Annotated in this window: 15 protein-coding genes; 9 read left to right on the top strand and 6 right to left on the bottom strand. The window is 71.7% G+C overall.

All coding sequences use genetic code 11. The features are described 5' to 3' along the window. The first annotated feature begins 5 nt into the window (after window positions 1-5). The gene (locus AC1HIL_RS21745) at window positions 6-1487 is read left to right on the top strand and encodes an efflux transporter outer membrane subunit (protein ID WP_479669985.1); all 1482 of its coding nucleotides are present in this window, start codon (window positions 6-8) and stop codon (window positions 1485-1487) included. Window positions 1488-1505: 18 nt separating this feature from the next. Here the strand turns inward: AC1HIL_RS21745 and AC1HIL_RS21740 are convergent, their stop codons facing one another. Continuing rightward, complete coding sequence (locus AC1HIL_RS21740; RefSeq protein WP_057591623.1) at window positions 1506-2063, bottom strand: MarR family winged helix-turn-helix transcriptional regulator; 558 nt, start codon at window positions 2061-2063, stop codon at window positions 1506-1508. A 126-nt stretch (window positions 2064-2189) separates the two neighbouring features. On the opposite strand from AC1HIL_RS21740, the gene AC1HIL_RS21735 reads away from it, so the two are divergent. Continuing rightward, complete coding sequence (locus AC1HIL_RS21735) at window positions 2190-3167, top strand: tripartite tricarboxylate transporter substrate-binding protein (RefSeq protein ID WP_057591624.1); 978 nt, start codon at window positions 2190-2192, stop codon at window positions 3165-3167. 10 nt (window positions 3168-3177) lie between these two features. Here AC1HIL_RS21735 and AC1HIL_RS21730 read toward each other — a convergent pair whose 3' ends face one another. Next, window positions 3178-3402: a hypothetical protein gene (locus AC1HIL_RS21730; RefSeq protein ID WP_422096811.1), complete on the bottom strand. Its 225-nt coding sequence runs from the start codon at window positions 3400-3402 to the stop codon at window positions 3178-3180. A 158-nt stretch (window positions 3403-3560) separates the two neighbouring features. Between AC1HIL_RS21730 and AC1HIL_RS21725 the strand changes: the two genes are divergently transcribed. Genes AC1HIL_RS21725 through AC1HIL_RS21710 form a run of 4 tightly spaced genes read left to right on the top strand, consistent with a single transcriptional unit; the run spans window position 3561 to window position 7454 of the window. After that, window positions 3561-5048, top strand: coding sequence for a cobyric acid synthase (locus AC1HIL_RS21725; RefSeq protein ID WP_296776655.1), 1488 nt, complete (start codon window positions 3561-3563; stop codon window positions 5046-5048). After that, window positions 5045-6091 carry a nicotinate-nucleotide--dimethylbenzimidazole phosphoribosyltransferase gene (gene cobT, locus AC1HIL_RS21720; protein WP_479669984.1) on the top strand — a complete coding sequence of 349 codons (1047 nt, stop codon included), beginning with the start codon at window positions 5045-5047 and terminating at the stop codon, window positions 6089-6091. Before AC1HIL_RS21725 ends, cobT begins: the two co-directional genes overlap by 4 nt. A gap of 5 nt (window positions 6092-6096) precedes the next feature. Then, the gene (locus tag AC1HIL_RS21715) at window positions 6097-6891 is read left to right on the top strand and encodes an adenosylcobinamide-GDP ribazoletransferase (RefSeq protein ID WP_479669983.1); all 795 of its coding nucleotides are present in this window, start codon (window positions 6097-6099) and stop codon (window positions 6889-6891) included. Beyond that, on the top strand, window positions 6888-7454 hold the full coding sequence (locus AC1HIL_RS21710; RefSeq protein ID WP_479669982.1) for a histidine phosphatase family protein: 567 nt from the start codon (window positions 6888-6890) through the stop codon (window positions 7452-7454). The genes AC1HIL_RS21715 and AC1HIL_RS21710 overlap by 4 nt, the downstream gene beginning before the upstream one ends. Window positions 7455-7461: 7 nt before the next feature. Here AC1HIL_RS21710 and nth read toward each other — a convergent pair whose 3' ends face one another. Further along, on the bottom strand, window positions 7462-8106 hold the full coding sequence (nth, locus tag AC1HIL_RS21705) for an endonuclease III (RefSeq protein WP_057591628.1): 645 nt from the start codon (window positions 8104-8106) through the stop codon (window positions 7462-7464). Window positions 8107-8213: 107 nt separating this feature from the next. On the opposite strand from nth, the gene AC1HIL_RS21700 reads away from it, so the two are divergent. After that, window positions 8214-9401: an aminotransferase-like domain-containing protein gene (locus AC1HIL_RS21700; RefSeq protein WP_208510862.1), complete on the top strand. Its 1188-nt coding sequence runs from the start codon at window positions 8214-8216 to the stop codon at window positions 9399-9401. 9 nt (window positions 9402-9410) lie between these two features. Here the strand turns inward: AC1HIL_RS21700 and AC1HIL_RS21695 are convergent, their stop codons facing one another. Next, complete coding sequence (locus tag AC1HIL_RS21695) at window positions 9411-9638, bottom strand: hypothetical protein (protein WP_057591683.1); 228 nt, start codon at window positions 9636-9638, stop codon at window positions 9411-9413. 72 nt (window positions 9639-9710) lie between these two features. Here AC1HIL_RS21695 and AC1HIL_RS21690 point away from each other — a divergent pair, with 72 nt between their 5' ends. Further along, window positions 9711-10046, top strand: a complete 336-nt coding sequence (locus AC1HIL_RS21690) for a DUF6172 family protein (protein ID WP_479669981.1) — start codon at window positions 9711-9713, stop codon at window positions 10044-10046. Here AC1HIL_RS21690 and AC1HIL_RS21685 read toward each other — a convergent pair whose 3' ends face one another. Then, on the bottom strand, window positions 10047-11126 hold the full coding sequence (locus AC1HIL_RS21685; protein WP_479669980.1) for an Ldh family oxidoreductase: 1080 nt from the start codon (window positions 11124-11126) through the stop codon (window positions 10047-10049). A 14-nt stretch (window positions 11127-11140) separates the two neighbouring features. Beyond that, entirely contained in the window at window positions 11141-12115 is a 975-nt protein-coding gene (locus tag AC1HIL_RS21680) for a tripartite tricarboxylate transporter substrate binding protein (RefSeq protein WP_479669979.1), read from the bottom strand. A gap of 143 nt (window positions 12116-12258) precedes the next feature. Between AC1HIL_RS21680 and AC1HIL_RS21675 the strand changes: the two genes are divergently transcribed. Beyond that, window positions 12259-13041, top strand: coding sequence for an enoyl-CoA hydratase/isomerase family protein (locus tag AC1HIL_RS21675; RefSeq protein WP_057591633.1), 783 nt, complete (start codon window positions 12259-12261; stop codon window positions 13039-13041). Window positions 13042-13046: the final 5 nt, after the last annotated feature.

Here is a 13046-nt window from a genome sequence, read left to right as displayed (position 1 = left end):
CGATCATGAACTTCAAGCTCTCATCCCTCTCGGCGCCGCTGCGCGCGGCCGTGCTGCCCCTGGTGGCGGCGCTGGCCCTGGCCGGCTGCGCGAGCGTGCCCTCGGGCCTGCCCGAGACCCCGGCCGCGGCCCAGTTCAAGGAGCAGGGCGCCACGCCGCCCGCCGGCTGGACCCGCGCCGTGCCTTCCGAGGGCGCCGCGCGCTGTGCCTGGTGGCAGGCCTTCAACGATCCGGTCCTGAACGAGCTCATCGCCAAGGCCGAGGTCAGCAACAACAACATCCAGGGCGCAGCGGCGCGGCTGGCCGAGGCCCGCGCCATCGCGCGCAGCGTCAACGCCGACCGGCTGCCGCAGGTGGGCCTGAGCGCCGGCGCCAACCGCGGCGCCGGGCTCGACAAGGCCACGGCCAGCACCTCGCCGGCCACCATGACCAATGCCGGCGCCACCTTCTCGTACGAGCTCGACCTGTTCGGCCGCCTCTCGCGCGCCAGCGACGCGGCGCGGCTCGACGCGGCCGGCCGCGAGGCGCTGCTGCAGAGCACGCGGCTGGCGGTGCAGGCCGAGGTGGCGCAGACCTACCTCACGCTGCGTGCCCTCGATGCCGAGCGCGTGCTGGTGCGCGAGCAGGTCGAGGCCTACCGCGACACGCTGCGCCTGTCGCAGCGCCGCCAGCAGGCCGGCGACATCGCCGAGCTCGACGTGGCGCGCGTGCAGACCGAGGTCTCGTCGACCGAGTCGGATGCACTGGCGATCGATCGCCAGCGGGCCCAGGTCGAGCATGCGCTCGCGGTGCTGGTGGGCGATTCGGCCTCGAGCTTCGGCGTGCGGCCGGCCGACTGGACCACCGCGCTGCCGGCGATCCCGCCCGGCGTGCCGGCCACGGTGCTGACGCGCCGGCCCGACGTGTCGGCCGCGCAGAACGCGGTGTTCGCGGCCCAGTCGCGCGTGGGCGTGGCGCAGGCCGCGTGGTTCCCCGACATCTCGCTGACCGGCGCCGCCGGCTATGCCTCGCCCGAGGTCGGCGACCTGTTCAAGTGGTCGGCCCGCTCGTGGGGCGTGGGCGCGCTGCTGTCGCTGCCGATCTTCGACGGCGGCCGCCGCGAGGCCGGGCTGCAGAGCGCCAACGCGCAGCTCGACGGCGCGCTGGCGAGCTACCGCAACCAGGTGCTGGTGGCCTTCCAGGAGGTCGAGGACCAGCTGGCGTCGATCCGCATCCTGCAGGAGCAGTCGGGCGTGCAGGCCACGGCCGTGGCCTCGGCCGCGCGCGCGACCAGCCTGTCGGACACGCGCTACCGCAACGGCTACATCAGCCAGCTCGACCTGCTCGACGCGCGCCGCAGCGAGCTGCGCAACCGGCGCCAGGCGCTGCAGGTGAAGTCGGCGCAGTACCAGGCGGCCGTGGGGCTGATCCGCGCGATCGGCGGCGGCTGGGACGTGCCGGGCGCGGTGGCCTCGGGCGACAGCGCACCGCGCGGCCCGCAAAGCTGAGCGCGCTTCGCGTCGTCCTCACGCGCCCCGCTTCGGCCAGCGGTGGCGCGTGCCGCCCGAACGGCGGTCGGCCTTCTCGGGCACCACGCCCTGCGCGCTCAGCGCGCTGCCGCGCTGCTCGAGCCGCCGCAGGCATTGCAGGAAGATCTCGACATGCCCGGCCGGCAGGCCGTCGAGCAGCCCGGTGTTGAGCTCGGCGATGCGCGGGAACAGCTCGTCGAACAGCTGCAGCCCCGCGGCGCTCAGCCGCACATGGACCTCGCGCCGGTCCTCGTCGTCGCGGCGCCGTTCCACCAGCTGCTTCTCGACCAGGCTGCGCAGCCCGCGCGAGGTGCGCACGCGGTCCAGGCTCAGGCAGTCCGACAGCGCCGAGGGCGTGATCTCGCCGGTCTGCGCGAGCATCGCGACCATGCCCCATTCGCGGCGCGTGATGCCGAAACCGCCCTCGACCAGGCGCGTGGCCATGCCGCCGCCGGTGCGCGCGGCGCGCGCGAGCCGGTAGAGCAGCAGGTCGTCGAGGCAGCGGGGCGCGAGCAGCGCGGCCGCGTCGGGAAAGGCAGGAGGGGAAGAACTCACGAAGGGTGCGGGTGTGTGGCGGCGCCGCCGCGGCGCCCGATGATGGATTAGATCAACTATTTGTTACCTGCATATAAACAGCGTAACAAAAGCCGGCCACCAGCCGCTGGCGAGAGGAGATCCCCCGTGCCCTTTTTTCCCTCCCGGCGACGACTCGCCGCCTGCTGCCTCGCGCTCGCGATCGGCGGCATCCTGGCGCCCGCGCAGGCGCAGAACCTCGAGAGCCCGCTCACGCTGGTCGTGGGCTACGCGCCCGGCGGCAGCACCGACCGCATCGCGCGCCTGATCGCCGAGCGGCTCGGCCCCAAGCTCGGCGTGGCCGTCACGGTCGAGAACCGCGCGGGCGAGGGCGGCCGGCTCGCGGCCAAGCAGCTGCGCCGCGCGGCCGCGACCGAGAACGTGCTGATGCTCGGCAATCCCGCCGTGATGGTGGTGGCGCCGCTGGTGATCAAGGACGCGGGCTACGACCCCGACAAGGACTTCGTGCCCGTCACCCAGGTCAGCAGCTACGACTTCGCGCTGGCCGTGGGGCAGAAGCTGCAGCTCGACCGCGCCATGTTCCTCGTGGGCCGGCTCTGGGCCCATCCCGAGGAGGCGGTCTTCGGCGTGCCAGCCACCGGCAGCCTGCCGCACTTCTTCGGCCTGATGGTCGGCGATGCGCTGAGCGTGCAGCCGCAGATCAAGGGTTACGGCGGCTCGGCGCCGCTGGCGGCCGACCTGACCGGCGGCTCGCTGCCGATCGCCATCGACACGCTGGACTCGCTCTATGCGCAGCACGTGGCTGGCAAGATCCGCATCCTGGCCGTGTCGGGCAAGAAGCGCGCGAGCTTCGCGCCCTCGCTGCCGACCTTCCGCGAGGCCGGCATGAAGATCGATGCCGACGGCTGGAACACCTTCTTCGCGCCGAGCAGCATGCCGCCGGCCAAGGTGCAGCTGCTGGCCGCGAAGATCCGCGAGGTGATGCAGGACCCGGGGTTGCAGAAGGCGGCCGATGCGCTCTACATCACGCCGGTGGTCAGCAGCAACGCCGAGACGGTGCAGATGCTCAAGGCTTACCGGCAGCAGTGGGAGCCGGTGGTGCGGCGCTCGGGCTTCGCGCCCTGAACGCGCGCATTCAGGCGTCGGGATCGGACGGCCGCGCGGCGCTGATCCTCTGCAGCTCCGCCACGCCCATCACCAGCGCATTCGAATAGCTGGCCTCGGCGCGCGCGGCACGGCGGTAGACGCGGTAGTCGAGCACCTCGGCCTCGCCGCTGTCCAGCGCCTTGAGCAGGACCCAGTGGAAACGGTCCGGTTCGGGTTCTTCGACGGTGAGGGCCAGGTCGTTGAGGGCGGGCATGGGGCGGGGTCGCGGGGCGCTGTGACGGGGAAGCCCTGTATACGGAGGATTCGCCGAACCGGATGCAGCCCGTGGGTTCACCGGGCCGGTTGCGTGACGGAAGCCGCATTCCGGCGTTGCGTTTCGGGCACCCGCGCGCGCTCAACGACAATCCCGCCATGAATTTCCAGGCAGCGGCGGCGCCGGCGAGCGCGCGAGAGCACACCGGCGGGGCGCGTTGCGTGATGGTGCTGGGCACGACCAGCGGGGCCGGCAAGAGCTGGATCGCGACCGCGCTGTGCCGCTGGTACGCGCGCCAGGGCCTCAAGGTGGCGCCCTACAAGGCGCAGAACATGAGCAACAACGCGCGTGTGGTCGAGGGCGGCGAGATCGGCAGCGCTCAGTACTTCCAGGCGCTCGCGGCCCGGGCGCGGCCCGAGGTGCGCATGAACCCGCTGCTGCTCAAGCCCGAGCGCGACACCCACAGCCAGGTGGTGCTGATGGGGCAGGTCGACGAGACCCTGTCGGCGCTGCCGTGGCGCGGACGCAGCGAGCGCGTGTGGCCGCAGCTCGCGCGCGCGCTCGACGAGCTGCGCGCCGAGAACGACGTGGTCGTGATCGAGGGTGCCGGCTCGCCGGCCGAGATCAACCTGATGGCCAGCGACATCGTCAACCTGCGCATCGCGCGCCATGCCCGGGCGCGCTGCCTGCTGGCCACCGACATCGACCGCGGCGGCGCCTTCGCCCATCTCTACGGCACCTGGGCGCTGCTGCCCGAGGCCGACCGCGCGCTGCTCGCGGGTTTCGTGCTCAACAAGTTCCGGGGCGATGCCTCGCTGCTCGCGCCCGCGCCCGAGCAACTGCGCGAGATGACCGGCGTGCCCGTGGTCGCGACCCTGCCGATGTGGTGGCAGCACGGCCTGCCCGAGGAGGACGGCGTGTTCGACGACCGCAGCCGGTCCTCAGGCGCGGTGACGCGCACCGTCGCCGTGATCGCCTATCCGCGCATCAGCAACCTCGACGAATTCCAGCCGCTGAAGAACGTGCCCGGCGTGCGCCTGGTCTGGGCCCGCGCGCCGGCCGACGTGGCGGGCGCCGACTGGATCGTGCTGCCCGGCTCCAAGCACACCAGCGGCGACCTGGCCTGGCTGCGCGCGCAGGGGCTCGACCGCGCGGTGGCCGAGCACGCGGCGCGCGGCGGCGCGGTGCTCGGCGTCTGCGGCGGTCTGCAGATGCTCGGCGAGGCGCTGGTCGATCCGCATGGCATCGACGGCAACGCGCCCGGCCTGGGCCTGCTGCCGCTGGTGACGGTGTTCGAGCGCGACAAGACCGTGCGCCGCCGCGAGGCCGCCTTCGGCACGCTGGCCGGTGCATGGGCCGCGCTGTCGAACGTGGCGGTGGCCGGCTACGAGATCCACCACGGCCAGACCGCGGCCCATCCGCAGATGGCCGGCGACGGCGGCGCGGTGATGCCCGAAGGGCTGGCCTGGCAGAACGCGCGCGGCAACGTGCTCGGCCTCTATCTGCACGGGCTGTTCGAGGACCCCGCGGCGCTGCAGGCGCTGTTCGGCGTCGCGGCGCCCACGCTCGACGCCACCTTCGACGGCCTGGCCGACTTCATCGACAACCACTTCGACGCCGGCGTGCTCGCCGGCCTGATCGCATGACCCACGACGACCTTCTTCCCGCGGTGCCCGACATCGCCGACGCCGCGCTCGCGGCCCGGCTGCAGGCCGTGCTCGACAACAAGACCAAGCCGCAGGGCGCGCTCGGCCGGCTCGAGGCGCTGGCGCTGCGCCTGGGCACCATCCTCGGCACCGAGTCGCCGGCACTCGAGGCGCCGCAGATGCTGGTCTGCGCGGCCGACCATGGGCTGGCGGCGCGCGGCGTCTCGGCCTATCCGAGCGACGTGACCTGGCAGATGGTCGAGAACTTCCTGGCCGGCGGTGCCGCCGTCAGCGTGCTCGCGCGCCAGCACGGCCTGGCGCTGACCGTGGCCGACTGCGGCGTGCGGCGCGACTTCCAGCCGCGGCCCGGCCTGGTGCAGCGGCGCATCGCGGCGGGCACCGCCGACGCCTCGGCCGGTCCGGCGATGAGCGCCGCGCAATGCGCGCAGGCCATCGCCAATGGCCGCGAGATCGTGCGCGCGCTGCCGGGCAATGCGCTGCTGCTCGGCGAGATGGGCATCGGCAACAGCTCGGCCGCCGCGCTGCTGCTGGCGCGCCTGGCCGACATCGACATCGACCGCTGCACCGGCGCCGGCACCGGGCTCGACGCCGACGGGCTGGCGCGCAAGCGCGCCGTGCTGCGCGAGGTGCTGGCGCTGCATGCGGATGCCACCGCGCCGCTCGACGCGCTGGCCGCGCTCGGCGGCTTCGAGATCGCGACCCTGGTCGGCGCGGTGCTGCAGGCGGCCGAGGAACGGCGCGTGATCGTGCTCGACGGCTTCATCGCGAGCGCTGCCGTGCTGGTGGCGCAGGCATTGCGACCGCACGTGGCGCAGCGCTGCGTGGCGGCCCACGTCTCGGCCGAGCCGGGCCATGCGCTGCTGCTCGAGCGGCTGCGGCTCGAGCCGCTGCTGAACCTGGGCCTGCGCCTGGGCGAGGGCTCGGGCGGCGCGCTGGCCTGGCCGCTGCTCGAATCGGCCTGCCGCATCGTGCGCGAGATGGCGAGCTTCGAATCGGCCGGCGTCTCGCGCAAGGACGCCTGAGATCGATGAGCGGCCTGCGGCACTTCCTGCTCGCGCTGCAGTTCTTCACCCGCGTGCCGGTCACGGGCCGGCTCGCGGCCTGGGTCGGTTACAGCCCGCAGATGCTGCGCGCGAGCGCGGCGCACCTGCCGGGCATCGGCTGGCTGGCCGGCGGCGTGGCGGCGCTGGTGTTCGTGGGCGTGGCGATGGGGCTGCCGGGCCTGGCGGGCGCGTTCGCGGCGGCGGTGCTGAGCACGGTCGCGACCGTGATGCTGACCGGTGCCTTCCACGAGGACGGGCTGGCCGACGTGGCCGACGGCCTGGGCGGTTCGGCCGACCGGGCGCGGGCGCTCGAGATCATGAAGGACTCGCGCATCGGTGCCTTCGGCGCGATCGCGCTGGTGCTGGCGCTGGGCCTCAAGTGCGCGCTGATCGCGGTGCTGGCCGGCGGCGGGCTGCATGCGGTGGCCGCGGCCATCGTCGGCGCGCACGTGCTGTCGAGGCTCGCGCCGCTCGGTTTGATCCGCTGGCTGCCCTATGTGGGCGACAGCGGCGCGAGCAAGGCCAAGCCGCTGGCCGATGCGATCGGCGGCGGTGCGCTGGCGATCGGCGTGCTGTGGACGCTGCCCGCGCTGGCGCTGCTGGCGTTGTCGCACGGCGCGGTGCATGCGCTGGCGGCGCTGCTCGCGGCGGCGCTGGCGGCGCTGTGGATGGCGCGGCTCTTTCGACGTCGGCTGCAGGGCTTCACGGGCGATGGGCTCGGCGCCACGCAGCAGGTCTGCGAGATCGCGATCTATCTCGCGCTGGCGTGGCGGGCATGAGCATGCGCAGGCTCTGGCTGCTGCGGCATGCGCCGGTGATCGCCGAGGCGGGGCTGTGCTACGGCGCGAGCGACCTCGAGGCCGAGGCCGAGGCCACGCGCGAGGCGGCCGAGCGCATCGCGCGGGAACTGCCGCCGGGGCTCGCCGTGCTGTCGTCCCCGCTGCGGCGCTGTGCCACGCTGGCCGGCGCGATCGCCAAGCTGCGGCCCGACCTCGCCGTGAAGCACGATGCGCGCATCGCCGAGATGGACTTCGGCGCCTGGGAAGGCCAGTCCTGGTCGGCCATCGCGCGCGCCGAGCTCGATGCCTGGACCGCCGACTTCGCCGACACCCGCGCCGGCGCGCATGGCGAGAGCGTGCGTTCCTTCATGGCGCGCGTGGCCGGCGCCTACGACGAATGGCAAGCCGGGCAGGGCGATGCGCTGTGGGTCGCGCATGCGGGCGTGCTGCGCGCCGTGTCGCTGCTGCACGCGGGCACGCGCTGTCCGCGCGATGCCACCGAGTGGCCGTCGACGCCGCTGCCCTTCGGCGGCTGGCAGGTGGTCGAGCTTCGGCCGGCCTGATGCGGCTTCAGCGCTTGGGCGCGGGCGTCTTCGGCTTGTAGTCGCAGTAGGTCGACACCGCGCAGTCCCAGCAGCGCGGCGTGCGCGCCACGCAGACGTAGCGCCCGTGCAGGATCAGCCAGTGGTGCGCATGCAGCCGGTATTCGACCGGCACGCGCTTCTCGAGCTTGAGCTCGACCTCGAGCGGCGTCTTGCCCGGCGCCAGCCCGGTGCGGTTGCCGACGCGGAAGATGTGGGTGTCGACCGCGATCGTGGCTTCGCCGAAAGCCACGTTGAGCACCACGTTGGCGGTCTTGCGGCCCACGCCGGGCAGGGCCTCGAGCTCGGCGCGCGTGCGCGGCACCTCGCCGCCGTGCTGCTCGACCAGCATGCGGCAGGCCTCGATCAGGTGCTTGGCCTTGCTGCGGTACAGGCCGATGGTCTTGATGTAGCCCTCGAGGCCCTCGACGCCGAGGTCGAGGATCGCCTGCGGCGTGTTGGCCACGGGGAACAGCTTGCGCGTCGCCTTGTTCACGCCCACGTCGGTGGCCTGCGCAGACAGCAGCACGGCGGCCAGCAGCTCGAAGGGCGTGTCGTATTCGAGTTCGGTCTCGGGCGTGGGGTTGGCGGCCTGCAGGATGGCGAAGAAGGGCGCGATGTTTTCTTTTTTCATGGGGCGGGACAAAGGCAGGCGCAATATATCGCTGAAACGGGAATGACCTACGCAACTTAATTTCCCGCGGCTTTCGCCACAATGGCGGCCAGAAAGTGAGACTGACCATGCAATTCGCCTCCCGCCTCGACAACGTCGAAACCTCCGCCATCCGCGAACTCTTCAAGCTGCTGGGCAAGCCCGGCATCATCAGCTTCGCGGGCGGCTTCCCCGACAGCGCGATGTTCGACGTCGAGGGCCTTAAGGAGGCGAGCCAGAAGGCACTCACCGAGGAGGCGGGCGGCGCGCTGCAGTACGGCGCCACCGAAGGCTACGAGCCGCTGCGCGCGCAGCTCAGCGCCTTCATGAAGACCAAGGGCGTCGAGGTCGATCCCAGCGGCCTGATCGTCACCACCGGCAGCCAGCAGGCGCTCGATCTGCTGGGCAAGACCATGATCTCGCCCGGCGACAAGGTGATCGTCGAGGGCCCGACCTTCCTGGCCACCATCCAGTGCTTCCGTCTCTACGGCGCCCAGCTCATCAGCGCGCCGATCGACGCCAACGGCGTCAAGACCGACGAGCTCGAGAAGCTGATCGCCGAGCACAAGCCCAAGTTCGTCTACCTGATCCCCACCTTCGGCAACCCCAGCGGCGCGATGCTGAGCCTGGAGCGCCGCAAGAAGGTGCTCGAGCTGGCCGTGAAGTACCAGACGCTGATCGTCGAGGACGATCCCTATGGCGACCTGTACTTCGGCGAGGCGCCGCCGCCCTCGATCATGGCCCTGAGCAAGGACGTGCCCGGCAGCCGCGAATTGCTCGCGCACTGCGGCAGCCTCAGCAAGGTGCTGAGCCCGGGCCTGCGCATCGGCTGGATGATCGCCCCGGCCGAACTGCTGGCCAAGGCCACCATGTGCAAGCAGTTCAGCGACGCCCACACCAGCACCTTCTCGCAGGCAACCGCGGCCCAGTACCTCAAGAGCGGCCGCATGCCGGCCACGCTGGCGCATGTGCGCGAGGTCTACGGCCAGCGCGCCAAGGCCATGGGCCAGGCGCTGCAGCGCGAACTCGGCGACGCGGTGAGCTTCACCCAGCCCAATGGCGGCCTGTTCTTCTGGGCCCGCCTCACGGGCGCCAACGGCAAGCTGGCCAATGCCAACGAACTGGCCAAGCGCGCGATCGAGAAGCTGGTTGCCTTCGTGCCCGGCGCGCCGTTCTATGCCGAGAACCCCGACGTGGCGACCCTGCGCCTGAGCTTCGCGACCGCCGACGTGGCGAAGATCGAAGAGGGCGTCAAGCGCCTCGGCCAGGCGCTGTAAGGCCGGCCGTCAGGGCGCGCGGTGCAGCCGGGGCGCCGCGAGCAGCGCCAGGTTGTCCGCGATGGCCGCATCCACGTTCGGATAGCGGCCTTTCATCTTCGAGAGCGTCATGATGGTCTGCAGCGCCTTCAGGTCCTTGACCGAGGGCGCGACCTTGATCTGCGCGATGGCCGCGGTGGGATTGCCGCCGTTGATCAATGCCATCACCTTGCTTGCCCAGTCGTTCGCGCGCGCCATGTCTTTCACCTGCTTTCCGTTGAGCCGCCGACTGTACACAGTGGCGCGGCGGGGCATTGGTTACCATCACCCATGAGAAAAACCTTCCAGCTTCAGGTCGAGGGCAAGCACCCCGACCGCCTCCTCGAAGCCACCAAGCACGAAATCCGCAAGTACATCAAGCGCGAGCGAGGCCATGCACTGCCGGCCGGCGCCGACTACTGGGACTTCGATTGCCGCTTCGGCAGCAGCGCCGACAACGCCCAGACCATCCACCTGTCGGCCATCACCGCCAGCATCGACCACGTGGTGGCCGAGGGCGGCAAGCAGTTCTACCTCGAGATCCTCGCGCGGCCCGCGACGCGCAAGCCGCGGCCCGCGGGCGAGGCCGCCCCGTCCGACGAGGACGGCGACGACCAGGACAACTGATCAGGCCAGCGCCTGCGCCAGCCGCAGGCCGTGCCGCTGCTCCACTTCCTGGAGCGAACGCGCGATCGACGGGTGCAGCCGCACCCCGTCCCTCGATTGCGCCTCCCGACGCTTCAACCCGCCTTCGCCCGGCAGCCGCACCGGCTTCGCCGGGTCGATGGGCGCATTTCCGCGGCAGCGTTCGGCGACCTCGTCCATCTGCCGCAGGAAGGCCGCCTTGCCGCCGAAGGCATGCAGGTCGTGCAGCGTGACGTGCACGGTCGCGCCCCAGCCCTCGGGCGGGTCGGCGCGGCCATGGCCCGCGAGGCCGCCGGTCAGCGCCTCCACCAGCAGCGCCATGCCGTAGCCCTTGTGGCCATGGCTCAGGCCGCCCACCGGCAGCAGGGTGCCGGGCGGGCTGTCGAACAGCACCTGCGGGTCGTTCGAGGGCCGGCCCTGCGCATCGATCAGCCACTGCTCGGCGAATGTCTCGCCGGCCGCGCGCTTGCGGTTGCTCATGCCGTTGGTGGTGATCGAGGCCGAGATGTCGACCATCACGCCGCCCTGCGAGAGCCCGAAGCCCAGCGCCAGCGGGTTGGGCGTGAACACCGCCTGCGTGCCGCCGAAGGGCGCGACGCTCGCGGTGTTGGGGTCGGAGCAGGCCAGCAGCATCAGCATGTCCTCCTGCAGCGCGCGCAGCATGTAGACCGCGAGGCAGGCGATGTGGTGGCTGCGGCGGATCACCAGCGAGGCGGTGCCGAGTTCGCGGGCGCGCGGGACCAGCAGGTCGAGGCCCTGTTCCATGAGCCAGGGGCCGGGCAGGCGCCGGCCGTCCCACAGCACGGCGGCGGGGCGGTCCGACAGCACCTCGGGCGCGCCCTCGCGCGCCATGCCGCCCGCCTCGAGCTCCTTCGCATAGCCGGCGAGCAGCGCGAGGCCGTGGGTGTCGTGGCCCAGCAGGTCGCCCTCGACCAGCGTGCGCGCCACGCTCGCGGCCATCGGCGCGGCGAGGCCGCACTTCTGCAGCAGGGCATCGGCATAGGCGACCAGCGCCGGCGCGTTGTAGAGGGGGGCTTCGGACGAGGAGGCAGCTTGGTTCATGCCGCCATTCTGGGTCACTCGGGCTTGATGTTGGCGATGGCCGCGATCTTGCGGAAGCGCGCGATCTCCTCGAGGTGGAAGCGCTGCATCTTCTCGGGCGGATAGGGCATGAGCTCGGCGCCCGACTTGCGCACGAAGGCGCGCGCGTCCTCGGTGGCCAGCGTCTTCTGCAGCGCCTCGGCGAGTTTCGCGGTGACGTCGTCGGGCGTTTGCGAGCGCACGTAGAACGACACCCAGCTGTACTGCACGTACTCGTTGAAGCCCTTCTCGCGGATCGTCGGCACGTTGGGCAGGTCGGGGTTGCGCGCCTCGCCCGAGACCGCGAGCGGGCGCAGCTTGCCGCCCTTGATCAGCGGCATCGCGCCGCCGAGGTCGACCAGCGCGAAGTCGAGCTGGTTGCCGATCACGTCGGTCATGATCGGCGCCTGTCCCTTGTAGGGCACGTTGGTGAAGTCGCCGCCGGCCACGTTGGCGAGCCAGGCCGCCGCGAGCTGGTAGCCCGCGGAGTAGGTGCCGACGGTGAGCGACTTGCTCCTGCTGGCGGCCAGCAGCGCCTCGATGCTCGCGAACGGCGAATCGTTCGAGACCACCACCACGTTCATGCCGCGCGTCAGGCCCGACACCGGCTTGTAGTCCTTCACCGAGTCGTAGCCCAGGTCCTTGATGGTCAGCGGGTTCACGGCCATCGGCGAGTTGCTCGCCAGCAGCAGCATGTAGCCGTCGGCCGGCGCGTTCTTCACCTGCTGCAGCGCGATGATGCCGTTGGCGCCGGGCTTGTTCTCGACCACCACCGCCTGGCCGAGCTGCGCGGCGAGCTGGTCGCCGAAGTAGCGCGCCGAGTTGTCCGAGCCGCTGCCGGGCGTGAACGGCACCACGATCTTGATCGGTCGCGTCGGGAAGGCCGTGCCCTGCGCGAAGGCCGGTCCCGCCACCGCCGCGCCCGCGATACCCGCCAATGCCAGCAACAGCCGGCGCCTGCTTGTCTCCATCTTTTTTGCTCCTGAGTTCGTGACTGAACCGGTCGTTCGCCGACCTGCCCGGGCTTCGGGCTGGCCAAATAATAATACATATGTGCTTTTAAAAAACATGTATCTGTTATATCGTTGAAAAAGAACAGCCAGACAGGAGTCCCATGAGCACCGCAGCGAATCCGTCCGACCTCTCGATCCACCGCACCGGCCACACGGCCACGGTGGAGATGTGCCGGCCGCCCCACAACTTCTTCGACCTCGCGCTGATCTCGGCGCTGGCCGAAGCCTTCGAATCGCTGCAGGCCGACCCGGCATGCCGCGCCATCGTGCTGGCGGCGCAGGGGCGCTCCTTCTGCGCGGGCGCCGATTTCTCGTCGCCCACACCCGCCGCCGGCGAGCGGCGCGACCCGGGCGAGCTCTACCGGCAGGCGATCCGGCTGTTCGCCGTGACCAAGCCGGTGATCGCGGCGGTGCAGGGCCCGGCGGTGGGTGGCGGGCTGGGCCTTGCGCTGGTGGCCGATTTCCGCGTCGCCTGCGCCGAGGCGCGCTTCAGCGCCAACTTCGCGCGCCTGGGCTTCCACCCGGGCTTCGCGCTGAGCCACACGCTGCCGCGCCTGGTCGGCGCGCAGCAGGCCGCGCTGCTGCTCTACACCGGCCGCCGCATCGATGGCGCCGAGGCGCTGCGCATCGGCCTGGTCGACGAGCTGGCGCCGCAGGACCAGGTGCGCGAGCGTGCCCAGGCATTGGCCGAGGAGATCGCGATCTCGGCGCCGATCGCGGTCGAATCGACGCGCGCGAGCCTGCGCGCCGGGCTGGTCGAGGCGGTGCGCGCCGCGGTCGAGCGCGAGGCCGGCGAGCAGCGCCAGCACTTCCAGACCCAGGACTTCCGCGAGGGCGTGGCCGCGATGGCGCAGCGCCGCGATCCCGTCTTCGGACGCCACTGAGCGCG

It is taken from the genome of Variovorax sp. ISS6 (genome assembly GCF_056523145.1).
This window is presented reverse-complemented; position numbering and strand designations above follow the sequence as displayed.